Source organism: Streptomyces sp. NPDC003247 (assembly GCF_042888135.1).
Lineage (GTDB): Bacteria > Actinomycetota > Actinomycetes > Streptomycetales > Streptomycetaceae > Streptomyces.
On record NZ_JBIAPF010000003.1, the window covers coordinates 911,345 to 936,332 of the forward strand.

18 protein-coding genes are annotated in these 24,988 nt (G+C 72.2%); 5 read left to right on the plus strand and 13 right to left on the minus strand.

The genetic code is table 11. The features are described 5' to 3' along the window. Positions 1 to 157: 157 nt before the first annotated feature. On the minus strand, positions 158 to 727 hold the full coding sequence (nrdR, locus tag ACFYWQ_RS13310) for a transcriptional regulator NrdR (RefSeq protein ID WP_385064644.1): 570 nt from the start codon (positions 725 to 727) through the stop codon (positions 158 to 160). A 583-nt stretch (positions 728 to 1,310) separates the two neighbouring features. Between nrdR and lexA the strand changes: the two genes are divergently transcribed. Beyond that, on the plus strand, positions 1,311 to 2,090 hold the full coding sequence (gene lexA, locus ACFYWQ_RS13315; protein ID WP_365458901.1) for a transcriptional repressor LexA: 780 nt from the start codon (positions 1,311 to 1,313) through the stop codon (positions 2,088 to 2,090). A 255-nt stretch (positions 2,091 to 2,345) separates the two neighbouring features. On the opposite strand, the gene ACFYWQ_RS13320 is transcribed toward lexA, so the two are convergent. The 4 genes from ACFYWQ_RS13320 to ACFYWQ_RS13335 all read right to left on the minus strand — a co-directional run bounded on the left by ACFYWQ_RS13320 (position 2,346) and on the right by ACFYWQ_RS13335 (position 9,402). Beyond that, a complete protein-coding gene (locus ACFYWQ_RS13320; RefSeq protein ID WP_389515778.1) occupies positions 2,346 to 4,343 on the minus strand; it encodes an ATP-dependent DNA helicase in 1,998 nt (665 codons plus the stop codon). Between the two features lie 284 nt (positions 4,344 to 4,627). After that, positions 4,628 to 5,248 (minus strand): GNAT family N-acetyltransferase, encoded by a 621-nt coding sequence (locus ACFYWQ_RS13325; RefSeq protein ID WP_389515780.1) that lies wholly within the window; start codon positions 5,246 to 5,248, stop codon positions 4,628 to 4,630. A gap of 108 nt (positions 5,249 to 5,356) precedes the next feature. Continuing rightward, positions 5,357 to 7,495 carry an IucA/IucC family protein gene (locus ACFYWQ_RS13330; RefSeq protein WP_389515782.1) on the minus strand — a complete coding sequence of 713 codons (2,139 nt, stop codon included), beginning with the start codon at positions 7,493 to 7,495 and terminating at the stop codon, positions 5,357 to 5,359. 266 nt (positions 7,496 to 7,761) lie between these two features. After that, a complete protein-coding gene (locus ACFYWQ_RS13335; RefSeq protein ID WP_389515784.1) occupies positions 7,762 to 9,402 on the minus strand; it encodes a diaminobutyrate--2-oxoglutarate transaminase family protein in 1,641 nt (546 codons plus the stop codon). A gap of 202 nt (positions 9,403 to 9,604) precedes the next feature. Here ACFYWQ_RS13335 and ACFYWQ_RS13340 point away from each other — a divergent pair, with 202 nt between their 5' ends. Both ACFYWQ_RS13340 and ACFYWQ_RS13345 read left to right on the plus strand, forming a co-directional pair. Next, positions 9,605 to 10,945, plus strand: a complete 1,341-nt coding sequence (locus ACFYWQ_RS13340; RefSeq protein WP_389515785.1) for a DUF6351 family protein — start codon at positions 9,605 to 9,607, stop codon at positions 10,943 to 10,945. A 284-nt stretch (positions 10,946 to 11,229) separates the two neighbouring features. Beyond that, positions 11,230 to 12,453: a trypsin-like serine peptidase gene (locus tag ACFYWQ_RS13345; RefSeq protein ID WP_389515786.1), complete on the plus strand. Its 1,224-nt coding sequence runs from the start codon at positions 11,230 to 11,232 to the stop codon at positions 12,451 to 12,453. 206 nt (positions 12,454 to 12,659) lie between these two features. Here the strand turns inward: ACFYWQ_RS13345 and hflX are convergent, their stop codons facing one another. From hflX to miaA, 6 genes are all read right to left on the minus strand, one after another. Continuing rightward, the gene (hflX, locus tag ACFYWQ_RS13350; RefSeq protein ID WP_389515788.1) at positions 12,660 to 14,153 is read right to left on the minus strand and encodes a GTPase HflX; all 1,494 of its coding nucleotides are present in this window, start codon (positions 14,151 to 14,153) and stop codon (positions 12,660 to 12,662) included. Between the two features lie 135 nt (positions 14,154 to 14,288). Beyond that, positions 14,289 to 15,923, minus strand: a complete 1,635-nt coding sequence (locus ACFYWQ_RS13355) for a M1 family metallopeptidase (RefSeq protein WP_389515791.1) — start codon at positions 15,921 to 15,923, stop codon at positions 14,289 to 14,291. Positions 15,924 to 16,152: 229 nt separating this feature from the next. Further along, on the minus strand, positions 16,153 to 18,471 hold the full coding sequence (locus tag ACFYWQ_RS13360; RefSeq protein WP_389515793.1) for a RelA/SpoT family protein: 2,319 nt from the start codon (positions 18,469 to 18,471) through the stop codon (positions 16,153 to 16,155). Between the two features lie 299 nt (positions 18,472 to 18,770). Further along, positions 18,771 to 19,640: a diaminopimelate epimerase gene (gene dapF / locus ACFYWQ_RS13365; RefSeq protein ID WP_389515795.1), complete on the minus strand. Its 870-nt coding sequence runs from the start codon at positions 19,638 to 19,640 to the stop codon at positions 18,771 to 18,773. A 135-nt stretch (positions 19,641 to 19,775) separates the two neighbouring features. Then, entirely contained in the window at positions 19,776 to 20,285 is a 510-nt protein-coding gene (locus ACFYWQ_RS13370; RefSeq protein WP_389515964.1) for a hypothetical protein, read from the minus strand. Positions 20,286 to 20,393: 108 nt separating this feature from the next. After that, positions 20,394 to 21,332 carry a tRNA (adenosine(37)-N6)-dimethylallyltransferase MiaA gene (gene miaA, locus ACFYWQ_RS13375; RefSeq protein ID WP_389515796.1) on the minus strand — a complete coding sequence of 313 codons (939 nt, stop codon included), beginning with the start codon at positions 21,330 to 21,332 and terminating at the stop codon, positions 20,394 to 20,396. Between the two features lie 182 nt (positions 21,333 to 21,514). Here miaA and ACFYWQ_RS13380 point away from each other — a divergent pair, with 182 nt between their 5' ends. Both ACFYWQ_RS13380 and ACFYWQ_RS13385 read left to right on the plus strand, forming a co-directional pair. Next, entirely contained in the window at positions 21,515 to 21,862 is a 348-nt protein-coding gene (locus tag ACFYWQ_RS13380; RefSeq protein ID WP_389515798.1) for a hypothetical protein, read from the plus strand. A 24-nt stretch (positions 21,863 to 21,886) separates the two neighbouring features. Beyond that, on the plus strand, positions 21,887 to 22,156 hold the full coding sequence (locus tag ACFYWQ_RS13385; protein ID WP_389515799.1) for an antitoxin: 270 nt from the start codon (positions 21,887 to 21,889) through the stop codon (positions 22,154 to 22,156). Positions 22,157 to 22,400: 244 nt separating this feature from the next. Here the strand turns inward: ACFYWQ_RS13385 and ACFYWQ_RS13390 are convergent, their stop codons facing one another. Then, positions 22,401 to 23,117, minus strand: a complete 717-nt coding sequence (locus tag ACFYWQ_RS13390) for a class III extradiol dioxygenase subunit B-like domain-containing protein (protein WP_389515801.1) — start codon at positions 23,115 to 23,117, stop codon at positions 22,401 to 22,403. A 296-nt stretch (positions 23,118 to 23,413) separates the two neighbouring features. Continuing rightward, the gene (gene miaB / locus ACFYWQ_RS13395) at positions 23,414 to 24,943 is read right to left on the minus strand and encodes a tRNA (N6-isopentenyl adenosine(37)-C2)-methylthiotransferase MiaB (protein WP_389515803.1); all 1,530 of its coding nucleotides are present in this window, start codon (positions 24,941 to 24,943) and stop codon (positions 23,414 to 23,416) included. Positions 24,944 to 24,988 lie beyond the last annotated feature (45 nt).

Genomic DNA, 24,988 nt, shown 5'->3' on the forward strand with positions numbered 1-24,988 from the left:
TCCCTGTACAGGCAAAAACGCCCTGAAATGCCACGATGTTCCGTGGCACGGTGTTGTGTCTGGTACTGCGGGCAACCACACGCCTGCGCCCGCAGCAAGTCTTCTTCGCCGCCGCCCGGCCGGATCCGGGGGTCCTGGCCCCGTCCCGGCCCGCCGGTCAGTCGGCGGCGTGGGCGGGCTCGGGGACCTGCACGGTCCCTCCGCGCCCGCCGTCGTCTTCCCGGCCCCCCGCGACAGCGCCTTCGGCGTCCTCGCGGTCGTCGTCGTCCGCGGCGGGGTGTCCCGTCTGCTCCCTGAGTTCCGCGATAGCGGCCTCGAAGTCCTCGAGCGAGTCGAACGCCCGGTAGACGGAGGCGAACCGCAGATAGGCGACGAGGTCGAGCTCCTGCAACGGTCCGAGTATGGCCAGCCCGACGTCGTGGGTGGTCAGCTCGGCGCTTCCGGTGGCCCGCACCGCCTCCTCGACCCGCTGGCCGAGCTGGGCGAGGGCGTCCTCGGTGACGGGCCGGCCCTGGCAGGCCTTGCGCACGCCGTTGATGACCTTGGTGCGACTGAAGGGCTCGGTGACGCCGGACCGCTTCACCACCATGAGCGAGCACGTCTCCACGGTCGTGAAGCGACGGGAGCAGTCAGGACACTGGCGGCGCCTGCGGATCGACGTGCCGTCGTCGGTCGTACGACTGTCGACGACGCGGCTGTCGGGGTGCCTGCAGAAGGGGCAGTGCATGAATTCCCAACCCTCCTCACAGCAGACTCTTGCGCCTCAGGGACCTCATGGGCCCCTCGAAGCAGCCCCAAGCATAGGCGATCCATCAGCATGCGATGACCCGGGGGACCACAACTTGTGGGCCGCTGCCGCCATCCAACCACTAGATATGGGGCTTGACCCATTCGCCCAGGCTGTTTCGCGTGTCGCACCCACAGCCCTCACGCACCGCTGTTCGGGCGTCACACCGGGCACACGAAAGCCACGCTCACGCGCGCGTGCACAGGCGCCGCACCGCCGCACCCACGGGGATACGGTGAGCACCACAAGGAGGACCGGTAGGACTCTCGCGCAGAGCTGGGCCCGGTCCCCGGACGAGGGGAGGGCGGATGGCAGACTGGGGCGACACCCCGCAAGGCCATCGGCCCCGGCGGGGAAGAGTACAACAATGAGCTCCCCCGTCCGCCGGTCAGCGCGTTAGCCATACACCCAAACACATGATCAAGTCAGGCAATACACGCTTTTTCACTCGAACGTGTGTTTGGCGCAACCTTTCGAAAGCAACTACCGTTGTCCAGCAGGGAGACCATCGAGAGGGGCCGACGTGACCACCACCGCAGACAGTGCCACCATCACCGCCCAGGACCGCTCCCAGGGCCGACTCGAGCCGGTGCATGCGATGAACGAAGCCACGAATCCCGAGGGACACAAGCGCTCCCTGCCGGGCCGACCTCCAGGCATCCGGGCGGACAGCTCGGGGCTCACGGATCGGCAACGGCGGGTGATCGAGGTCATTCGGGACTCCGTGCAGCGGCGCGGTTACCCGCCGTCCATGCGGGAGATCGGCCAGGCGGTCGGCCTGTCCAGCACCTCCTCGGTCGCGCATCAGCTGATGGCGCTGGAGCGGAAGGGCTTCCTCCGTCGGGACCCGCACCGCCCGCGCGCGTACGAGGTGCGGGGCTCCGACCAGGCGGCTGCCGTGCAGCCCACGGACACCGCCGGAAAGCCCGCCGCGTCATACGTTCCACTGGTGGGCCGGATCGCCGCCGGTGGCCCCATCCTCGCCGAGGAGTCGGTCGAGGACGTGTTCCCGCTGCCCCGGCAGCTGGTCGGTGACGGTGAGCTGTTCGTGCTGAAGGTCGTGGGCGACTCGATGATCGAGGCCGCGATCTGTGACGGCGACTGGGTGACCGTCCGCCGCCAGCCGGTCGCCGAGAACGGCGACATCGTGGCCGCGATGCTCGACGGCGAGGCCACCGTCAAGCGCTTCAAGCGTGAGGACGGCCATGTGTGGCTGCTCCCGCACAACGCGGCGTACGAGCCGATCCCCGGCGACGACGCGACCATCCTCGGCAAGGTGGTGGCCGTTCTGCGCCGCGTCTGACACCGGCGACGGACGGGCCTTCTCGACCCGCCCCCCTGACTGGGCCCCGGGATCCCTGCGCCGGTTCCGGGGCCCTGTGCTGCGCTCGGCCGGATGCCGTGCCCCATCAGTTCCCGACCGAGCACCGCCCTGCCCTGGCCTGCCTGCCGTATCCGGCCTGTCCGACCAGTCTGTATCGGGGCTGTCCGATCAGCCCCTGCCCGGCCCGATCGACCACCCGGCGTGAGCCTGCCCCGGAGCCGGGGCAGGCCTCCCTCACCGCGCCGTCGCCGCTACGACTTCGCCTTCCGCCTTCTTGGCCACCGCGTCGATCGCCGCCAGCGACTTCCGGACCTGGTTGCGGTCCGTGGTGTACCAGAAGTCCGGCATGGACGCCTTCAGGTAGCTGCCGTAGCGGGCTGTCGCCAGGCGTTGGTCCAGTACGGCGACGACACCGCGGTCACCCGACGCGCGCACGAGCCGGCCCGCGCCCTGCGCCATCAGCAGCGCGGCATGTGTGGCGGCGACGGCCATGAAGCCGTTGCCGCCCGCGTCCTCCACCGCCTTCTGGCGGGCGCTCATCAGCGGATCATCGGGGCGCGGGAACGGAATCTTGTCCATGACCACCAGCTGACAGCTCGGTCCTGGTACGTCGACCCCCTGCCAGAGCGACAGCGTGCCGAAGAGGCAGGTCCTCGGGTCCGCCGCGAAGTTCTTGATCAGCTCACCGAGGGTTTCCTCGCCCTGCAGCAGGACCGGGAACTCGGGGATGCGCGTGCGCAGCTCCTCGGCGGCGAGCTGGGCGGCCCGCATGGAAGAGAAGAGGCCGAGAGTGCGGCCGCCGGCCGCCTGGATCAGTTCCGTCAGCTCGTCCAGCATGTCCGTCCGGTCGCCGTCGCGCGCGGGGCGGGCCAGATGCTTGGCGACGTACAGAATGCCCTGTTTGCGATAGTCGAAGGGCGAGCCGACGTCGATGCCCTTCCACTGGGGGACGTCGTCACCCTGTGTGCCCTCCGGGGCGAGGCCCAGTGAGGCGCCCACGCCGTTGAAGTCCCCGCCCAGTTTCAGGGTCGCCGAGGCCAGCACCACGGAGCGGTCCGTGAAGAGCTTCTCCCTCAGCAGGCCGGACACGTTGAGGGGGGCGACGCGCAGGGAAGCGCCGAAGCGGTCGTGGCGTTCGTACCAGACGACGTCGTACTCGGAGCCGTTCACGATGCGCTCCGCCACGTCGTGCACCGTCTCCACGGAGGCGAGTGCCTGCTTGCGAATGGCGTCCTCGTCCTGGACGGACTTGTCACGGGTCGCACCGATCGCCGAGATGACGGTGCGTGCGGCGTCGCGCAGCGCCATGAGGGCGTACCCGAGGTCTTCGGGGACCTCTTCCAAGCGGCCGGGCAGCGCCAGCTCCATCAGCCGTTCGAAACCTTCGGCGGCGGTCTGGAGCTGGTCGGCGGCCTTCTCGTTGACCAGCTTCGCCGCGCGGCGCACCGCGCGGTTGACCTGGCCCGGGGTGAGCTCGCCGGTGGCGACTCCGGTGACCCGCGAGACCAGCTCGTGCGCCTCGTCGACGATGAGCACCTCGTGCTGCGGGAGGACCGGGGCGCCCTCGATGGCGTCGATGGCGAGGAGGGCGTGATTGGTGACGACGACCTCGGACAGCTTGGCGCGCTCGCGGGCCATCTCCGCGAAGCACTCCGCGCCGTACGCGCACTTCGAGGCGCCCAGGCACTCCCGGGAGGAGACCGACACCTGGCTCCAGGCACGGTCGGAGACGCCGGGGGTCAGGTCGTCGCGGTCACCGTCCTCCGTCTCGTCGGCCCAGTCGCGCAGCCGCAGCAGGTCCTGACCGAGCTTGCTGGTGGGTGCGGCCGCCTCGAACTGGTCGAAGAGGCCCTCTTCCTCGTCCTGCGGCATGCCTTCGTGCAGACGGTGCAGGCAGAGGTAGTTCGACCGGCCTTTGAGCATGGCGAACTCCGGGCGGCGGCGCAGCAGCGGATGCAGCGCGTCGACCGTGCGCGGCAGGTCGCGTTCCACGAGCTGACGCTGAAGGGCCAGGGTGGCGGTCGCCACGACGACTCTCTCCCCGTGGGCGAGCGCGGGCACGAGGTACCCCAGCGACTTACCGGTACCGGTGCCGGCTTGGACCAGCAGATGGGAGCCGTCGTCGATGGCCTCTGCGACGGCTTCGGCCATGGCCACCTGGCCGGGGCGCTCCGTACCGCCGACTGCGGCGACGGCGGCATGGAGGAGTTCGGGGAGTGAGGGCTTCGTCATAGCGCGACCACCCTACGGCCCGGCACTGACAAACGGGTGGCCATACAGGTGACCGGTGGCGAGAACGGAGACGTGATCACTGTTCGGACGCTTCTCGGGTCGGGCGCGGGCCCGAGAGAGGGAAGGAGCCGACGGGACTGGAGGCCGATAGGACTGCAAGAGCCGAAGGGGCCGGAGGAGCTGAGGACAGCGAAAAGGGGGCGGGGGGCGGAAAAAAGTTCGGACGGCGGGGAACCGGCCCGCGGGCCGGTCCGTTCCATGTGTGACGACTTGATTGCGGAGAGTCATGACAGGAAGGATGGATTCCGGTCTCGGAGCATGAGGGCGGCTCGCTTGGCGGGCAGGTCGATCTCGGCGGAGAGCCGGAAGCCGGCGTTGAGGAAGGCGGCTACGGAGGCGATGTTGCGAAGGTCGGGTTCAGCGATGACGCGTGCGCAGGCGGGTCTGCCGCCGAAGACGAGGTCGGCGACGGCTGCGATCAGAACGCCGCCGAGTCCGCGCCCACGGTCGGCGTTCCCGCCGATGAGGAGGTGGATACCGGTGTCGTGAGGCAAAGCCGGATAGTGACCGGCCAGCGGATCGAGATCTGCCCGGTAGATCTCCCAGTAGCTCATCGGTGAGCCCTCCAGCAGGCCGATGCAGGGAACGCTGTGGCCGTCGCCGTCCAGTTGGCGCCGCAGGTGTTCCTCGGTCACGGACGCCGGGCCGGCCAGGTCCCAGAACGCGGCGACAGCGGGGTCGTTCATCCAGCCGACGATGCGGAGCAGGTCCCTCTTGATCCGCACCGACGCCAGGCGGAAGGCGCCGGCCGCAGTGGTGACCGGCCTCTCGTGGTCGAGACGGTCCAGCAGGTCGTCGGCGGGCGGACGCTCGGTCCGAACGTCCTCGACGGTTGTGGGGGCCATGGTGAGGCTCCTCTCTGAAGGCAGGAGGGGGCTGGGCCGGATGGAAGGAGGAAGGAAGGGGGCTGGCTCCCCGGGGCGGTGAAAGCGGTGGTCAGGGGAATGAACGTGTCAGGGGTGCAGGGGGTTGGCGATGGAGACGTACACGGACTGGGTGTCGACCGGGCCGACGAGTTCGTCGAGGCCGTGGAGTCGGGTCAGCAGATTGGCCTTGCACCGCAGGACGGGTGAGTCGAGCAGACGGGTGGGGAGTGGGCTGCGCGTCCGGTCCTGGCCGTGGGCCGCGTCGGTGAGGAACCGGCGGAAGGCGGCGAGCAGCACGTTCTCGTCGGCGAGTCTCTGGGAGCCGAACGCGCCGATGAGCCCGAAGACGTTGTTGATCCCGAGGTAGTAGGCGAAGCGCTCGTCGGTGATCTCGTCGGAGACGAAAGTGTCGCTGCGTTCGCCGATCCCCGGCAGTCGGGCGTCGAGTCCCGCGCGACGGGACGTGCGGAAGTAGTAGCCCTGGTTGTCGCGGTAGCGGCCTCCGCCGGGCCAGCCGTCCGGATCCAGCAGAAGAAGCGTGTTCTGCTGGTGTGCTTCGAGGGCGACGCCCGCCTCGCCGTCGAGCCACAGCACCGGACGGACGACCTGCTCCAGGTAGCGCAGGAACCACTCGGTGGCCACGGCCCCGAGCGGGCGGCCCGTCTTCCGGGCGAGGCGCGTGACGAGCGTGGCGAGACGGGACGACAGACGGGGAGCCGGGTCCTGGACCGGCCGGCCCGCCTCGGCACAGGGGTGCTCCGGTCCGGCGTTCCGCTGGACGTGCGGGCGGGGCGCGACGAGGGCCGCGACACAGGTGACGTCGTCGAACGGCGTGAACGGGTTGTGCCGGATGACGACGTCGAGCCCGGTCACCGGAAGGCCGTCGGGTCCGTCGACCGCGAGCCATGCGGGGTCGCGGACGATGTCGAAGCACGAATGGGACGCTTGCCAGTGCCTGGACAGGCCGGTACGCAGCAGGCGGTGCACTTCGACACCACGGTGGAGTTCCTTGCGCAGGTTCTCACGACGGGAGTTGGTGATACGCAGCCCCAGTGACAGCTTGAGCATCGCCGGGGCGCCGGAACGGTAGACGGTTCGGACGGAGGAGGTGGGATGCCAGGGGAGGCCGTGGACACCGAGGTCCCGGAGCAGTCCGGCGTCGAGCAGGGCCGCGACCTCGGGTCGGTGGCGGACTTCGCGCATCTGCCACGGATGCAGCGGCAGGGCCGCGTGGTCTTCGGGCAGCGGCAGCCCGGCACCGGCGAGGAGGCGCGTCAGCCGGTCCGCGGGCACACGGCGACCGCGCTCGGTCCAGGCGGAGTCGGAAGCGATCAGGGACGGGGCGACGGCCAGCCAGTGCACCGGGAAAGAGCCGCCCGCCTCGGGTGAGTACAACGCCGCTTCGGCGTCGGTGAGGCCTTCGCGGCTCTTCGGGGTCGGATGGAGGGGATGCCCGAGCGTGAGCGCCTGTTCGGCGGAGAGGAACAGGTCGGGCCGGTCGGCCGGGCGTTTCCGGTGGGCGCTGATGAACGTCGCGGTGCGGCGGACGGAGTCGGCGACGCGGGCGACCAGGTCGGCGCTGCCGAGGGCGTCGTGCGCGGACGGCGTGGGGCGGCGTGCCGGGATCCCGGAGGTGGGTGCGTCCTGACGCGAGCCGGGGTGTGGCCCCCGGCCGACGGCTCGCTCGGCGGGTTCCGCGGCCGCGGTGCGGGGGCGGAGCGCTTCGCGGGCCAGTAGGGCCACGACCGTGACCGCGTCCACGGGTGGGCTGTGCTCAGGGGCGGCCACCAGGCGCGGGAGGCCGAAGCGGTGCCAGCCGGTCGGGGACCAGTAGTGGACGGGGGTGAGCAGCGCGGTGCCGGTGGCGGGCAGCGGAATGCGCAGGAGGTTGTCGTCGGGGGCGGTCAGGCCACTCTCGCGGACCCAGCAGCGCAGCAGGTTCTCCACGGAGGCCGTCTGGGCCGCCGTCGGCGGATCGGGGTCGTGCAGGGGATCGGTGGCACTCAAGGGACTGGCGTCGGCGGAGCCCTGCGGTTCGGCGTGCTCGGTGCGGTGCCCGTGGTCGGCGCGGCCGGTGTCCTCCGGTTGGCGGGGGACGGGGAGAGCGGGAGAGGAAGAGGGAGAGGGAGCGGAGAACGATGAGGGGACGAAAGGGGTCGACGCGGATGCGGGGGAAGGGGCAGGTGTCCGGGGTGCGGAACCGGCGGACTGGGGGGACGTGGTCAAGGTCGTTCCTCGTCGGATGGGAGCGGCTCGGTCGGCGACGAAACGAGGTGCGAGGGTGCGTGTGTTCGTCGGAAGACGCGGGGATGCGCGTCGAGGCCGGGAGGTGGGTTCTCGGCGGGAGGGACCCGGAGTGGCCGGCCCGAGGTGACGGGGGTGGCCGCGGGTGGTCGGTGGGGCTGCTCCGTCACGGGTCGCGGGAGCGTCGCGGTACACGGGCCGCCGGTGGGCTCGGCCTTCGTGGCAGGTCTGTGCGGGCGTGGGCCGGTTCAGCTGTCGCCTTCGGCATCGGCGGCCCCTGGTGGCGGGGGTGGACCGGTCGTCTGTTGCGGTGGGCCGGGCCGGTGGTGGCGGGTGTGGCCCGTGCGGCCGATGTGGCCAGGTCGTCCGGCGTGACCCGGGTGACCGGCCTGGCACGGTCGGTCGGCGTGGGTGCGGGCCACCGCCTCCATCGCGTCCGCCAGCCGGTCGAGTACGGCGGCCGCCTGCTCGTCGGTGATCGTCAGGGGCGGCAGCAGGCGGACGACGCTTCCGTGCCGCCCGCCGAGTTCGACGATCAGGCCGCGGCGCAGGCACTCGCGCTGGACGGCCACGGCCAGGCCGGGAGCGGCGGGGTGAGCGCCATGGGCGGCTTCCGCCGCGGCACTCGTCGCACCGGCCGGCAGGTGCGGCGTGGAGGGGACGGCTCCGGCCGGGCCGCTCGCCCGGTCGCACGCGCCCTCGGGGTCCTCCATCTCGATCCCGATCATCAGCCCTCTTCCTCGCACGTCGCCCATGTACGGGAGGTGCTGGGCGAGTTGCCGGAGCTGGGAGAGCATGCGGGTGCCCAGGCGGGCGGCGCGGTCGGCGAGGCCGTTGGCACGGACGTAGGCGAGGGTCGCCGTTCCGGCGGCCATGGCGAGCTGGTTGCCGCGGAACGTACCCGTGTGGGCGCCGGGTTCCCAGACGTCGAGGCTGTCGCGGTAGACGATGACGGCGAGGGGAAGGCTGCCGCCGATCGCCTTGGAGAGGACCATGACATCGGGGGTGACCCCGCTGTGCTCCACCGCCCAGAAGGCGCCGGTCCGGCCCACGCCCGTCTGGACCTCGTCGGCGATCAGCGGGATGGACCGTTCGGCCGTGATGTGCCGCATGCGCTGCATCCAGGCGTCCGGTGCCGGAATCACCCCGCCCTCGCCCTGGACGGGTTCGAGGATCATCCCGGCGGGCGTTCCCACGCCGGACTTGGGATCGTCGAGTACCGACTCCGTCCAGCGGGCGGCGAGTTCGGCGCCCCGCTCGCCGCCGACGCCGAACGGGCAGCGGTAGTCCTGCGGATAGGGCAGGCGCGTCACCCGTACGTCGACGGCACCACCGGATACTTCGAGGGAGCCGGCGGTCATGCCGTGGTAGGCGCCGGTGAACGCCAGGACTCCCGTCCGGCCGGTGGCGGCCCGCACCAGCTTCAGCGCGGCCTCCACCGCGTCCGTGCCGGCCGGTCCGCAGAACTGCACGCGCGCGGTGTCGGCGAGTCCGGACGGCAGACTGCGGAACAGTTCGGTGGTGAAGGCGTCCTTGACGGGGGTGGCCAGGTCGAGGACGTGCAGGGGTGCGCCGGAGTCCAGGACCTTGCGGATGGCCTCCAGCACGACGGGGTGGTTGTGGCCGAGCGCCAGGGAGCCGGCGCCCGACAGGCAGTCGAGGTAGCGGCGGCCGTCAGCGCCCTCGATGGTCAGCCCGCGGGCCCGCACGGGGACGATCGGCAGGGAGCGCGCGTAGGTGCGCGCCGCCGACTCTCGCAGGGACTGCCGCCGCAGGATCCCCTCATGGGCCGGGCGTCCCCTTGCCGGGGCTGTCCTCAGGGCGACGTCTCCGTCGTCGCCGGAGCGCCTCGAAGGCACCTCCCCCGGTACAGGCTCGGTCACGGCCACGGCTCCTGTTCCTCCCGCTGTGCAGAGGCGAGTCGGTGCGTGGCGGAACCTCGGGGGCCGGTGTAGGGGTCGTCAGCCTCGGGAGAGGGCGTTCCCCACCCTCGGTGAAGTTCCGCACGCGGGGCAGCACACAGGCGGCAGGCCCCATGGCTACCAACCCCGGTGGGTCCAGCGGGTTACGGGTTGCGTCGAGACTCGTGCGGTGACGCCGTCGAGTCTCATCACGTCACTGTTGTCAGCCCCGGCCGCGCAGGCGGAACCTGCGGTCGCCCGCCTCACCGGCACCCTGGACGACGGCGCCACCTGGATCGCCGACGTACCCGCCGACTGGAACGGCACCCTCGTCCTGTACAGCCACGGCTTCGGCTCGCTCGCCGCGCAGAACGCGCCCTCCGAAGCCGTGCGCGCGGAACTGCTCGCCGAGGGCTACGCGCTGGCCGGCTCCTCCTACGACCCCAACGGCTCGAAGTGGGCGCTGGCCAGTGCGGAACGCGACCAGTTCGCCACGCTGGACGCGGTCACGGCGAAGATCGGGGAGCCCGAGCACACCCTCACCGTCGGGCAGTCCATGGGAGGACTCGTCAACGCTCAGCTCGCGCGGGACGGAGCCGGCCGGATCGACGGCGCGCTGGGGCTCTGCGGGCTGGTGGCGGGCGGCACCGACCTGGACAACTATCAGCTCGACGCCGAGTACACGCTCGCCCGGCTGCTGCTGCCCGGCGAGCAGGTCGAGCTGGTGGGCTTCGGCTCGGCCGCCGAGGCGGCCGACACCGCCCGTGTGCTCACCGACGCCGTCACAGCGGCGCAGGCCACTGCGCAGGGGCGGGCCCGCATCGCGCTGGCCGCGGCCTTCCTCAACCTCCCGGCATGGGCCCCGGACCAGGCCCGGCCCGCGGCGGACGACTGGGCGGGCCAGGAGGAACAGCAGTACGCGTGGTTCGCGAGCGGTGTCCTGTCGTTCATCGAAGGAGGGCGGTACGCGGTCGAACAGTCGGTCGGAGGGAACAACTCCTGGAACCGGGGCGTCGACTACGCCCGCCTGCTGGCCCGCTCCGTGCACGCGCCGCAGGTGCGTGCCCTGTACCGGAGTGCCGGGCTGGATCTGGGCGCCGATCTGGAGGCGCTGACGGACGGTGCGGAGATCACCGCGGATCCGGCCGCGGTGCGCACCGCCGAGCGCACCTCGTCGGCGGGTCAGGGGCTGGCCGTGCCGCTGCTGAACGTCCACACCACGGCCGACGCGCTCGTGCCGGTGGAGCAGGAGCGCCGGTTCGGCGACCGGGTGCGCGCGGCGGGTGCCGGCGCCTTGTTGCGCCAGGCGTACGTCGAGCGACAGGGGCACTGCACCTTCACCGCCGCGGAGACGGTGGCCGCCCTGCGCGCCCTGGAGCACCGCGTCACCACCGGGCACTGGGGCAGCGCCGCGACGCCGGCGGCGCTCCAGCGGGCGGCCACCGCGCTCGGTCTGGGCGAGGCGGCCTACGTCGTGTACCGGCCCGCGCCCCTGACGGTCGGCCGTGACCGTCAGGGCGGTGGTCGCTGACGGTGTCTCGGCGGTGGGGGCGCGCCGGGTCGCGTCCTCACCCTCGCCCCACCGTCGTCGGCAGCACCGGGAACCGTCCCTCCCCACAGGGACGATGAGCAGGTCAGGCGGCTTGTAGCCGAACCGTTGCCGTTACGGCGGAAGTCCCCCGCGGCGAGCGCATATCGTGTGAGGCCGTTCCACAGGGCCGTGAGGCTCATATGAACTAGGCGTGAGATCACCATGAGTTCCGCGCCGGGAACGGCCACCGCTCCAAGTTCGTTGACAGCAGGGGGAGTCAGACCATGCGATCCATACGGCCGTCGTCGACCGTTCGTCGGGGGAGGGACGCCCGCCGCGGAACTTCCCCCTTGCTGGGCGCTGTTGCTCTCGCCTCGGTGCTTGTGCTCACCGCGACCGCGTGCGACTCGGGCAGCGCCGACGCGGGAGGCGAGGCCACCGCGTCCGCCTCGGCGGGTGGCGACGGCAAGATCACGATCCCGGACGACATCAAGGACCGGCTCAAGGAGCACGGGATCGACCTCGACAAGTGGAAGAACGGCGCCTGGAAGGACTGGGACCGGGACGACTGGCTGCGCGAGGCGCAGGACTACATCAACCCGATCATCGAGGGTCTGTGGGACGAGGACCGGATGCGTGAGGCCGAGGACCCGGAGCGGGCGGTCGACGACAGCGACCTCACGGACGACCAGGGCGTGACCGACCCGACGCCCGCGGTGGTGGAGGCGACGGCCGTGTCGCCCGCCTACCACGCCAACGCTCCCGAGGCGGGCAAGGTGTTCTTCGACTCCCCCGAGGGCACGATGGTCTGCTCGGCGACGGTCGTCCAGGACCCGGCACACCCGGGCAAGTCCAACCTGGTGTGGACGGCGGGCCACTGCGTGCACGCCGGCAAGGAGGGCGGCTGGTACCGCAACATCGCGTTCGTGCCGTCGTACAACGACTCGGGCATGACGGACGCGGAGTTGCAGACGGCCACCAAGGAGCAGGTGGCGCCGTACGGCGTCTGGTGGGGTGACTGGGCGCAGACCTCGGACCAGTGGATCGCGCAGGGCGGGCAGACCGGCGGTGACGGTGCCTCGTACGACTTCGCGGTGATCCATGTGACGCCCGAGGCGGGTGGTTCGGGCAAGTCGCTGGAGGAGACGATCGGTTCGGCCCTGCCGGTGGACTTCGCGGCGCCGGCCGTGGCGAAGGTGGGCAGTGTGACCGCCACGGGTTACCCTGCGGCGGCGCCGTACGACGGGCAGAAGCTGTACCAGTGCCAGGATGCGCCGGGGCGGCTGTCGCTGAACGCCACGGACCCGACGATGTACCGCATCGGCTGCACGATGACCGGCGGCGCGTCCGGCGGCGGCTGGGTGGCGACCGGCTCGGACGGCGAGCCGGCACTGGTGTCCAACACCTCGATCGGCCCGGTGAAGGCCGGTTGGCTCGCGGGGCCGCGGCTGGGTGAGGTGGCCGAGAGCGTGTACGACTCGGTGAGCGGAAAGTTCGCCGGGCAGTGATGCACGCGGCGGGCGCCGGGGGCTGCCCGGCATCTGCCGCCGTAGCCCGGCGCAGAGCGGGCTGAGGACGGTCGTGTGCGTCGACCGGCTCGGCGACGACCGGGGCCGGTCACGACGATCGCACTCCCCGAGCAGAGCAGAACCCGTGCACGCCGACGGCCCGCCTCCTGCACCGGGCAGGGGGCGGGCCGTCGTGGTGGAGGGTGTCAGGCGAGCGACGCCGGGACGTACGGCGCGAGGTCCGCGGCGAGTTCCTCGTGCACGCGCGCCTTCAGCAGGGTGCCCTCCGCCGTGTGCTCCGCGGAGATCACCTCGCCCTCGGTGTGGGCACGGGCGACCAGCTTGCCCAGCGTGTACGGCACGAGCGCCTCGATCTCGACCGACGGGCGTGGCAGCTCGTCGTCGATGAGCGCGAGCAGTTCGTCGATGCCCTGGCCGGTGCGGGCCGAGACCGCGATGGAACGCTTCTCGATCCGCATGAGCCGCTGGAGCGTCAGCGGGTCGGCCGCGTCCGCCTTGTTGATCACGACGATCTCGGGCACGTCGGTGGCGCCGACGTCCCGGACCACCTCGCGGACGGCGGCCAGCTGCTCCTCCGGGTTCGGGTGCGAGCCGTCCACCACGTGGAGGATCAGGTCGGACTCGCCGACCTCCTCCATGGTGGAGCGGAACGCCTCGACCAGGTGGTGCGGCAGGTGCCGGACGAAGCCGACGGTGTCCGCCAGCGTGTACAGCCGACCGCTCGGGGTCTCGGCCCGGCGCACGGTCGGGTCGAGGGTGGCGAACAGGGCGTTCTCGACCAGGACACCGGCGCCCGTGAGACGGTTGAGCAGCGAGGACTTGCCGGCGTTGGTGTAGCCCGCGATGGCCACGGACGGCACCTTGTGGCGCTTGCGCTCCTGACGCTTGATCTCGCGGCCGGTCTTCATCTCCGCGATCTCACGGCGCATCTTCGCCATCTTCTCGCGGATCCGGCGCCGGTCCGTCTCGATCTTGGTCTCACCGGGACCTCGGGTGGCGAGGCCGCCGCCCTTGCCGCCGCCCATCTGCCGGGACAGCGACTGACCCCAGCCTCGCAGCCTCGGCAGCATGTACTGCATCTGCGCGAGCGCGACCTGCGCCTTGCCCTCCCGGGACTTGGCGTGCTGGGCGAAGATGTCGAGGATCAGGGCCGTACGGTCGATGACCTTGACCTTGACGACGTCCTCGAGGTGGATCAGCTGACCCGGGCTGAGTTCACCGTCGCAGATGACCGTGTCGGCGCCCGTCTCGAGCACGATGTCCCGCAGTTCGTCGGCCTTGCCGGAGCCGATGTAGGTGGCCGCGTCGGGCTTGTCGCGGCGCTGGATCACGCCGTCGAGCACCAGCGCGCCCGCGGTCTCCGCGAGGGCGGCCAGCTCCGCGAGGGAGTTCTCCGAGTCCTGCACGGTCCCCGAGGTCCAGACGCCGACGAGTACGACCCGCTCCAGGCGGAGCTGCCGGTACTCGACCTCGGTGACGTCCTCGAGTTCGGTGGAGAGGCCCGCGACACGGCGCAGGGCCGCGCGCTCGGAGCGGTCGTACTGGTCGCCGTCCCGCTCTCCGTCGATCTCGTGGCTCCAGGCGACGTCCTCTTCCATCAGGGCATCGGCCCGAAGACCTTCGGGGTAGGCGTGCGCGAAGCGCTTGGTGTCCTGGGAAGGGGAAGAAGAGGAGGTCATTGGGTCCTTACGTCGTTGGGGATGCCGATTCGGTGGTCTTCATGGTCAACGCACGAGTACCCCGGGAGATTCCCGTCGTCCCCTGCCGCGCCGACCTGACGATGGTCGCACGGTACGGCCCGTCTCGTCACCGTCTTATTCCGCGGCCTCCGCGGTGGCTGCGGGCGCCGCCGACGTCCACTCCGGGTGTCCGGGCATCGGCGGGGTCTTCTTTCCGTACAGCCAGCCCCGGAAGAAGGCCCCGAGGTCGCGTCCGGAGGTCTTTTCGGCGAGGCGCAGGAAGTCGGCGGTGCCCGCCGTGGCGTCCCGGTGGTCGCGCACCCAGGCACGCTCCACCTGCTCGAACGCGCGCGTGCCGATCTTCTGGCGCAGGGCGTACAGCACGAGGGCGGCGCCGTCGTAGACGTTCGGGCGGAAGATGCCGATCTTCTGGCCGGGCACCGGCGGCTTGGGAGCGGCGGGCGGACCGCCGGCCGCCCGCCAGCGGTCGGAGGCGCCGTACGCCGCCTTCATGCGGGCCTCCAGGGTGCGGCCCGCCTTCTCCTCCGCGTGGAGGGCCTCGTACCAGGTGGCGTGTCCCTCGTTGAGCCACAGGTCGGACCAGGTGCGGGGGGTGACGCTGTCGCCGAACCACTGGTGGGCCAGCTCGTGCACCATGATCGACTCGATGTACCAGCGGGGGTAGGCGGGTTCGGTGAACAGGTCCTTCTCGAAGAGGGAGAGGGTCTGCGTCTCGAGCTCGAATCCGGTGGCGGCGTCGGCCATGAGCAGGCCGTACGTCTCGAAGGGGTAGCGGCCGACCTTTTTCTCCATCCAGGTGATCTGGTCGGGGGTCTTCTTCAGCCACGGTTCGAGGCGCTCGCGGTCCCCGGTGGGCACGACGTCCCGGACGGGCAGTCCGTGCGGGCCCTTGCGGTGCAGGACGGTGGAGCGGCCGATGGACACCTGGGCGAGCTCGGTGGCCATGGGGTGGTGCGTGCGGTACGTCCAGGTGGTCGTGCGGCCGGACCTGTGGACGTCGGCCGGAAGACCGTTGGCGACGGCCGTGTAGCCGGCGGGCGCGGTGACCCGGATCGTGAACCTGGCCTTGTCGGAGGGGTGGTCGTTGCAGGGGAACACCAGGTGGGCGGCGTCCGCCTGGTTGGCCATGGCCAGGCCGTCCGTGGTCCGCACCCAGCCGCCGTCCCGTCCGGCGACGCTCACCGGATCGCTGGTGTGCCGCACGGTGACGTGCATCCGGTCGCCCGCGCGCAGCGGCTCCTCCGGTGTGATCACCAGGTCCTCGCCGGCTCCGGCGAAGGCGGCGGGCTCTCCGTCGACCTCGACGGACTCGACCGTGCCGTGGGCGAAGTCGAGGTTGATCCGGTCCAGGGCGGTGGTGGTCCGGCCGTCGATGGTGGTGACCGCCCGGAGCGGCCGGCTGTTGTCACCGGAGTACGTGAAGGACAGGTTGTAGGCGGTCACGTCGTACCCGGGGTTGCCCAGGTGCGGGAAGAGGCGGTCGCCGATGCCGAGCGGGGTCGCGGGTGCGCCCGCGGCGACGAGACAGACCGAGACGGCCGAGGCGAGGAGCGCGGAGGTGAGGCGTCGCGGGGAGGCGGTCCGGGGGCGGTCGGGGCGGAGGGTGAGAGGGATGCCGGTGGTGATGGTGGTGCCGCTGGGGGTGGGAGTGCCGGTGAGGCCGATCTGGCCGATCTGGCCGATCTGGCCGATCTGGCCGGTGAGGCTGGTGGGGCTGGAGGTGATGGGGGCGCGGGGGGTGTGGGGCATGCACCACCGCTACCAGCGCGCGCGTGCGGCTCCGCGACGGCGCGCGACCGGCCCACTCGAACGGACTGCCCGGGTGCGGGTGGTGGGTGACGGGCGGACGCCGCGTCGGCGGCCGCGGCTGCCTCCCAGCCCGGCCACCTCGCCGGCCGGGCTGGGGCGCCGACCGCGCGGGGTCGGCGGCCGGGCGGGGTCAGCGACCGGGCGGGGTCGCCGGCGGGCGGGGCGCGTTTCAGGGGGCCGGTGCGTGGTGCTGTGCCCGGGTCACGTCGTACACGCCGGGCACGTTCCGCATGGCGCGCATCAGAGCGGGCAGGTGGGCCGCGTCGGGGAGCTGGAGCGTGTAGGTGTGGCGTACGCGCTGCTGGCTCGGGGGTTCGACGGTCGCGGAGACGATCTCCGCGCCCTCCAGTGCCATCGCCTCGGTGAGGTCGGCGAGCAGATGGGGGCGGCCGAACGATTCAGCGACCAGGGTGACCCGGCACTCGGTGGTGTCTCCCCAGCGCACGTCGACCCGCGCGCGCCCCGCGTTCGTCATACGCGCCACGGCGGCGCACTCCACACGGTGCACGGTCACCGCTCCCCCGCGCACGGCGAAACCGGTCACCTCGTCGGAGGGCACGGGCGTGCAGCAGCCGGCGAGCCGGACGCTCGCCCGGGGCCGGTCCACGGCGGTGATCGCGTCGCCGGGCCGGGAGAACGGCCCCTCGGAGGCGGGTCGCGCGGAGACACCCTCGGCGGCTCCCCCCACGCCCGTCGCCCCGGCGGTCGTGTCTCCCCCGGTGTCCCCGCCGAACCCGCCGAACCCGACGTGCCCACCGCGCCTGCCATGCCCGCCGGGCCTGCCGTGCCCGCCGGGCCGAGGCCGTCCACCGGATCCGCCGTCAGATCCGCCGTCGGATGCGCCGCCGAGTCCGCCGTCAGATCCGTCGCCGGGCTCCTCCGCCCCGCCGTCGGGCGCGGGATGCGTGGCCAGCCACCGTTGGATGGCGATGCGGGCGGCCGGGGTGTGGGCGTGCTCCAGCCACTCCCTGGAGGGCTCGGAGGCCGGGTCCTGGCCCATGAGGAGCTGGACGGTGTCTCCGTCCCGCAGCACGGTGCTGAGGGTCGCGAGGCGGCCGTTGACACGGGCGCCGATGCAGGCGTGGGCGTCCTCGCCGTACTGCGCGTACGCGGCGTCCACGCAGGTGGCGCCCTCGGGGAGGCCGAGGGTGCCGCCGTCGGGACGGAAGACGGTGATCTCGCGGTCCTGGGCGAGGTCCTCGCGCAGGGTCGACCAGAAGGTGTCCGGGTCGGGGGCGGCTTCCTGCCAGTCGAGGAGGCGGGAGAGCCAGCCGGGCCGGGTGGGGTCGATCCGTTCGCCGTCGCCCGAGAGGTTCTGTTCCTCCGCGGGGGCGGCGTAGGGGTTGCCGAGTGCGACGACACCGGCCTCGGCGACCTTGTGCATCTGGTGGGTGCGGATGAGGACTTCGACGACCTGGCCGTCCGCGCGGGCGACGGCGGTGTGCAGCGACTGGTACAGGTTGAACTTGGGGACGGCGATGAAGTCCTTGAACTCCGAGACGACCGGTGTCATACAGGTGTGCAGTTCGCCGAGGACCGCGTAACAGTCGGCGTCCTCGTTGACGAGGACGAGCAGGCGGCCGAAGTCGCAGCCGCGCAGCCGGCCGCGTTTGCGGGAGACGCGGTGGACGGAGACGAAGTGCCGGGGCCGGATGAGCACGTCGGCCTGGATGTCGGCCTCGCGCAGCACGCCGCGCATCGCGTCGGCGAACTCGGCGAGCGGGTCGTCGGCGCGGGTGGCGTTCTCGGCGATCAGCTCGCGTGTGTGCGCGTACTCCTCGGGGTGGAGGATCGCGAAGACGAGGTCCTCCAACTCGGTCTTGAGGGCCTGGACTCCGAGGCGTTCGGCGAGCGGGATGAGGACGTCGCGGGTGACCTTGGCGATGCGGGCCTGTTTCTCGGGGCGCATCACGCCGAGGGTGCGCATGTTGTGCAGCCGGTCGGCGAGTTTGATCGACATCACGCGGACGTCGTTGCCGGTGGCGACGAGCATCTTGCGGAAGGTCTCGGGCTCGGCGGCGGCGCCGTAGTCGACCTTCTCCAGCTTCGTGACGCCGTCGACGAGGTAGCGCACCTCCTCGCCGAACTCCTCGCGGACCTGCTCCAGCGTCACATCGGTGTCCTCGACGGTGTCGTGCAGCAGGGAGGCCGTCAACGTCGTGGTCTCGGCGCCCAGTTCGGCGAGGATGAGGGTCACGGCGAGGGGGTGCGTGATGTACGGCTCACCGCTCTTGCGCATCTGGCCGCGGTGCGAGGACTCGGCGAGCACATAGGCGCGGCGCAGCGGGTCCAGGTCGGCGTCGGGGTGGTGGGCCCGGTGCGCCTCGACGACATGGCCGATCGCGTCGGGCAGCCGGCCGCGCGAGGCGGGGCCGAGCAACGCGGCCCGGCCCAGCCGCCGCAGGTCGATCCGGGGGCGACTGCGCCTGCGGGAAGCGACAGGCACCACCGGGCCTGGGGTCGCGGGGTTCGTGGCCTCCGCACTCATGGGCACCTCCGGCTGCTGGACCGGCGGACGGAGTGCCCCGGGGCGGACACGGCTCAGGGGCCTGGCAACGGTCTCCCGTCCGGGCCGGTGCTTGATGCTACCGAGCCCACCACGCCCGACCGACCGCCTCTCCCCGAGCGTGAAACGGATCACCCATTCGAGCGACCGTCCGGAGGTTTACGGTTTTGCGCCGCCTGACCTGCGGCAGGTCGCGAAGTCGAAGACGCGGACCTGGTCCCGGCGGCACACCTGTGCGCCACCGGGCCGTGTCGGCCTCCGATGCCAAGTCGGCGAACCCGTCAGCGGGCGGCGGTTTCCAGCCACTCCGGGTCGATCGCGCCTTCGGCGACGATGACCGCCGGGCCGGTCATCTCGATCTCCCCATCGGGGCGCTCGGTGATGACGAGGCGGCCGCCGGGGACGTCCACCGTGTACGTGGCCGGTGTGCCGGTGACGGCCGGGTCGGCGCCGTCCCGGCGTGCGGTCGCCACGGCGACGGCGCACGCGCCCGTGCCGCACGAGCGGGTCTCGCCGGATCCGCGCTCGTGCACGCGCAGCGCGACGTGCCGCGGGCCGCGGTCGACGACGAACTCGACGTTGACGCCGTCGGGGTAGGCGGACGCGGGGCTGAAGGGCGGCGGGGCGAGCAGGTCGCCGGCGTGCGTGAGGTCGTCGACGAAGGCGACGGCGTGCGGGTTGCCCATGTTCACGTTCCGGGCGGGCCAGGTGCGCTCGCCGACGGTCACCGTGACGTCCCCCTCGGGCAGGCGGGCCCGGCCCATGCCGACGGTGACGTCCCCGTCCTTGGCAAGGTGCACCGTCCGTACGCCCGCGCGCGTGGCGACCGTGAGGTCGCCCTCGGTGGCGAGTCCGGCGTGCTGGAGGTAGCGCGCGAAGACGCGGACGCCGTTGCCGCACATCTCGGCGACGGAGCCGTCGCCGTTGCGGTAGTCCATGAACCACTCCGCCTCGGCCGCCATGGTCTGTGCCTCGGGGTGGGCGGCGGACCGCACGACGTGCAGCAGCCCGTCGCCGCCGATGCCCGCGCGCCGGTCGCACAGGGCGGCGACGGCGGCCGGGGGGAGATCGATGGCGTTCTCGGGGTCGGGAACGATCACGAAGTCGTTCTCCGTGCCGTGACCCTTGAGGAAGGCGATCCGCGTGCTCATTCCTCGATCGTACGGGGTGGCTCCGACACCGGGCCCGCGTCGGCGCGGCGCCCGGGGAGCCCGGCCGTGCACGCGCGCGTACGGGGGTGCGTTCCGCGGGGTGCGGGAGACCGCGGCGCCCGGGCCCTGTCGGCCCTAGCGGAGCCGGGCGACCCGCCACACGGCCAGGACCACGACCGCGGCCACGAGCAGGACGTACGCGAGGACGACCCGCCAGTCGGGGCGGCGGCCGGAGCCGCGCTGGGGCAGGCCGGGCCAGGTGTGTCCGACGCGGCGCGCGGCCATCATGCCCCAGCCTGCCGCGCAGGAGCAGATCAGCAGCCCCAGCATCGCGATCACGGCGCCGCTGTCGCCGAAGTCGAAGGCGAGGGGGAACGCGAACATCAGGGAGCCTGTGGCGGCCAGGCCCACGATGGGGGCGAGGTGCCAGATCCGCAGCCGGCGCTGGGGCCGCAGCTCGACCTCGACCTCGGGGCCGCCGGCGAACATCTCCTCGGGTTCGGGCCCGTCGGCGGTCACGCCGTCCTGCGTGTCGTCGGCGTCCGGCCCGTCCGGGCTCAGACGTCCTTCCTCCGGCTCCGGTTCACCCCGTTCGGTGGTGAGGTGCTCGGTGCCTTGTGCGGTGTCGCGAGGGCCGGCCTCCATCGCCACGCGCCCTCCCAACTCGGACTCCACTTGGTCGATCGAAGCTCGATGATGGCACGGGGCCGGAGGCCCGGATGACGGCCTGAGCGTCCCGATGCCATGACGTGATCAGGCTGTAACCGGTCGTTCGACCAACGCCAACGCGAGCCGCGGAAGTTCCGTGAGGTCCGCCGCGGCCCCACTCAACCAGTGCACCCGCGGGTCGCGCCTGAACCATGAATCCTGACGGCGCGCGAAGCGCTTGGTGGCACGGACGGTCTCCGCGCGCGCCTCGTCCTGGGTGCACTCACCGGCGAGTGCGGCAAGGACCTGCTGGTAGCCCAGCGCGCGCGAGGCCGTACGCCCCTCGCGCAGGCCTTGCGCCTCCAGCGCGCGCACCTCGTCCACGAGACCCGCGTCCCACATCCGGTCCACGCGGCGGGTGATGCGGTCGTCGAGTTCGGGGCGCGCCACGTCGACGCCGATCTGGACGGTGTCGTAGACGGAGTCATGGCCCGGCAGGTTGGCGGTGAAGGGCTTGCCGGTGATTTCGATCACTTCGAGGGCGCGCACGATACGGCGGCCGTTGCTGGGCAGGATCGCCTGCGCCGCCTCGGGGTCGGCGGCGGCCAGCCGGGCGTGCAGGGCGCCGGAGCCGCGCAGGGTGAGCTCTTCCTCCAGACGGGCGCGGACCTCGGGGTCGGTGCCGGGGAACTCCAGGTTGTCGACGGCGCCGCGGACGTACAGCCCGGAGCCACCGACCAGGATCGGCCAGCGGCCCTCGGCGAGCAGTGCGTCGATCCGGGCGCGGGCCAGTCTCTGGTACTCGGCGACGGAGGCGGTGACCGTGACGTCCCAGATGTCCAGGAGGTGGTGCGGGATGCCGCCGCGTTCCTCGGGCGTCAGCTTGGCGGTGCCGATGTCCATCCCTCGGTAGAGCTGCATGGAGTCGGCGTTGACGACCTCGCCGCCGAGGCGCCGGGCCAGGAAGACGCCCAGATCGGACTTTCCGGCCGCGGTCGGTCCGACGACGGCGATGACGCGGGGGGCGAGGGGTGCGCTGCTCACGGCACCAGTTTCGCAAACCTCTCACCCGGCTCTCGAACGAGTTACGTGACGGGGCCGCCGCGGTGTCGTTGCCCGTTGCGAGATTCCCGTCGCCCGTTCACGGGGCGGCACATCCCGGCGGCGCAAACGGACGCACCGGGCAACGCGGGATTTCGCCCGCACGAGTACCGTATGGAGTGGATATGGGCGTTTTGGCGCGGCTTTTCCGGAGGTCGAAGACCACGGAGGAGACGGCTGCGGAGGAGACGGCTGCGGCGGAGACGGCTGCGAAGGAGACGGTCACGGAGGAGGTGACCGCGCGGGAGACGGAGATCACCGCCGAGACGTCGGCCGACACGCCGGCGGAGGACGCGGAAGCGGCGTCGGCCGTGGGGGACACGCCGGGGCGGGACTCCGCCGGGGCCGGTGGCGCCGGGGAGACGGTGGCGTCGGCCGACGAGAGCCCGGCCGCCGACGGCGTCGAGATCCCCCGGCAGCAGTCCTCCGAGGAGACCGTCGGCAGCGAGGCCGGCGAGGGCGCCCGCAGGTAACGGACCCGCCAGGGAAGGTGACCCATGGGTCTCTTGAAGAATCTCAAGGCCAAGCTCGCTCCGGCCAAGGGGAAGGTCTCCGGCCTCGCGCACCAGCACGGGGACAGGATCCAGCACGGGATCGACAAGGCCGCCAAGGTCGTCGACGACAGGACCAAGGGCAAGTACAGCGACAGGATCCACACGGGCACCGACAAGGCCAAGGGCGCCATGGACCGGCTCGCGCACCGGCACGAGCCGGGGGCGGGCGGCGACACGTTCACGCCGCCGAAGACGCCCCCGCCATCCTCCTGAGCAGCGGTCCACGGCAGGAACAGCAGTACGGCAACGCAGCAGTACAGCAGTACGGCAACGCAGCAGTACAGCAGTACAGCAGCACAGCTGCAACACGGCAGTACAGCAGCAGTACAGCGACATCAGCGGACAGACCGGCGGACGGCCGCGGAGCGACGACGCACGCGGCCGTCCGCCGTCCGACCGTCCGCCGTCCGACCGTCCGCCGTCCGAGCGTTCGGGGACGACCGACACGCAAGGGACGTCACGACCAGGCCGCGACCACGTAGCCGACGCCGTACGGCGCGTCCTCGTACAGCAGGGTGCCCTCGAGGCCCGCGCCCTCGGCCGCGCCCGCGAGCACCTGCCAGGGGGCCCGGCCCGCGGCCTTCAGCTCGCGCGCCAGTCCGGCGTCGAGCGCCATGAGCGCCGGGAGGTCCGCGGCGCCGAGGGCCCGCGCGACCTCCGCGTCGTAGGGCGCCGCGCGTTCGTCGAGATAGCCCGGCGCCTTCAGCGTGCGGCACGCGCTGGCGTCGCCCAGCACCAGGAGCGCGGTCCGCCCCGGGTGGGCGCCGATCTCCCGGCCCGTCGCGGCGCACCGTTCGGGTGCGAGCTGCGGTGCGACGCCGAGTCCCTCGACGGGGGTCTTCGGCCACCCGTGCCGCGCCAGCAGCCAGGCGCCGACGGCGAGGGAGGCCGGCAGTTCGCGCTCGGCCACGCCCTCGCCGCTGCCGCGTCCCAGCCGTACGGCGAGGTCCACGCCGTAACCCCGGAACGAGCCGCGTGTGCCCTCCGGGTAGGTGCCCCGCCCCGACTCGTCAGCGGGTCCGACGACCAGGAGCCGGTCCGGCCGTGCCGCGGCGAGCACGCCGAGGGCTTCGGAGCAGGCGGCACGCGCGGCGTCCAGCTCGGGTGCGGCACCCGCGGCGACCTCGGGCACGAGCAGCGGCGGGCAGGGGCAGACTGCGGCGGCGACAAGCATGATCGGCAGCGTAGTCCCCGCCCGTCGTCACCCCGCGGTCAGCACGTCCGGACGTATGGACGTACGGCTGTACGGCTGTACGGCTGTACGTCGGCCGACGGGTCGCACGACACGTCCGCCGCGCCGGCCGGCATCGCGTCCGTCGGCCCGCCCGGCCACCCGTCAGTCGGCAGCGTCCGTCGGCACGTCCGTCGGCGTCTTCGGCCGGCAGGCGTTCACGTCGCCCGAGCGGGCGGCGCGGCGGTCGGGAGCCGTGGTGGGTGGGCCGTTTCCGGGCCCCGGGTGGGCGGGCTCCGTCAGTCGCAGCCGCAGCCGGTGCCGGTGGCCACCGGGAGCGGGGCCGGGGCGCCGATCCGGGGCAGGCCGAGCATGACGCCCGCCGGCTTGGCCGCCTTCTCCGCGGTGCGCTTCTCCCAGGCGTCCCCCGCGCGGGTGCGGCGCACGCCGAGGACGGCGCCCTCGGCGAGGAGGTGGTGCGGGGCGGCGTAGGTGACCTCGACGGTGACCACGTCGCCGGGGCGCACCTCCTGCTCCGGCTTGGTGAAGTGGACCAGCCGGTTGTCGGGGGCCCGCCCGGAGAGGCGGTGGGTGGCGCCGTCCTTGCGGCCCTCGCCCTCGGCGACCATCAGCTCCAGGGTGCGGCCGACCTGCTTCTTGTTCTCCTCCCAGGAGATCTCCTCCTGGAGGGCGACGAGACGCTCGTAGCGCGCCTGGACGACCGCCTTGGGGATCTGGTTCTCCATGGTCGCGGCGGGGGTGCCGGGGCGCTTGGAGTACTGGAAGGTGAACGCCTGCGAGAAGCGGGCCTCGCGCACGACGTGCAGGGTCTGCTCGAAGTCCTCCTCGGTCTCGCCGGGGAAGCCCACGATGATGTCGGTGGTGATCGCCGCGTGCGGGATGGCGGCGCGGACCTTCTCGATGATCCCGAGGTAGCGCTCCTGGCGGTAGGAGCGGCGCATCGACTTCAGGACGGTGTCCGAGCCGGACTGGAGCGGCATGTGCAGCTGCGGCATCACGTTGGGCGTCTCGGCCATGGCGGCGATCACGTCGTCGGTGAAGTCGCGCGGGTGCGGGGAGGTGAAGCGGACGCGCTCCAGGCCGTCGATGCTCCCGCAGGCGCGCAGCAGCTTGCTGAAGGCCTCGCGGTCGCCGATGTCGGAGCCGTACGCGTTGACGTTCTGGCCGAGGAGGGTGATCTCGGAGACGCCCTCGGAGACCAGGGCCTCGACCTCGGCGAGGACGTCGCCGGGGCGGCGGTCCTTCTCCTTGCCGCGCAGCGCCGGCACGATGCAGAAGGTACAGGTGTTGTTGCAGCCGACGGAGATCGAGACCCAGGCGGCGTACGCGCTCTCGCGGCGGGTCGGCAGGGTCGACGGGAACGCCTCCAGCGACTCGGCGATCTCGACCTGCGCCTCCTCCTGCACGCGCGCGCGTTCCAGCAGGACCGGCAGCTTGCCGATGTTGTGCGTGCCGAAGACGACGTCCACCCAGGGCGCCTTCTTCACGATGGTGTCGCGGTCCTTCTGCGCGAGGCACCCGCCGACCGCGATCTGCATGCCCGGCCGGCCCGCCTTCTTCGGCGCCAGCCGGCCGAGGTTGCCGTACAGCCGGTTGTCGGCGTTCTCGCGGACGGCGCAGGTGTTGAAGACGACGACGTCCGCGTCGCCGTCCGAGCCCTCGGGGGCGCGGACGTAGCCGGCCTCCTCCAGCAGTCCGGACAACCGCTCGGAGTCGTGGACGTTCATCTGGCACCCGTAGGTGCGGATCTCGTAGCTCTTGGGTGCGGGAACGTCCACTGCCGGGCTCCGGTCGCTGCTGCTGGTCATGGCTCAAGGGTAGGCGTTCCGGAGAGCGGGCCCGCTGCCGAGCGG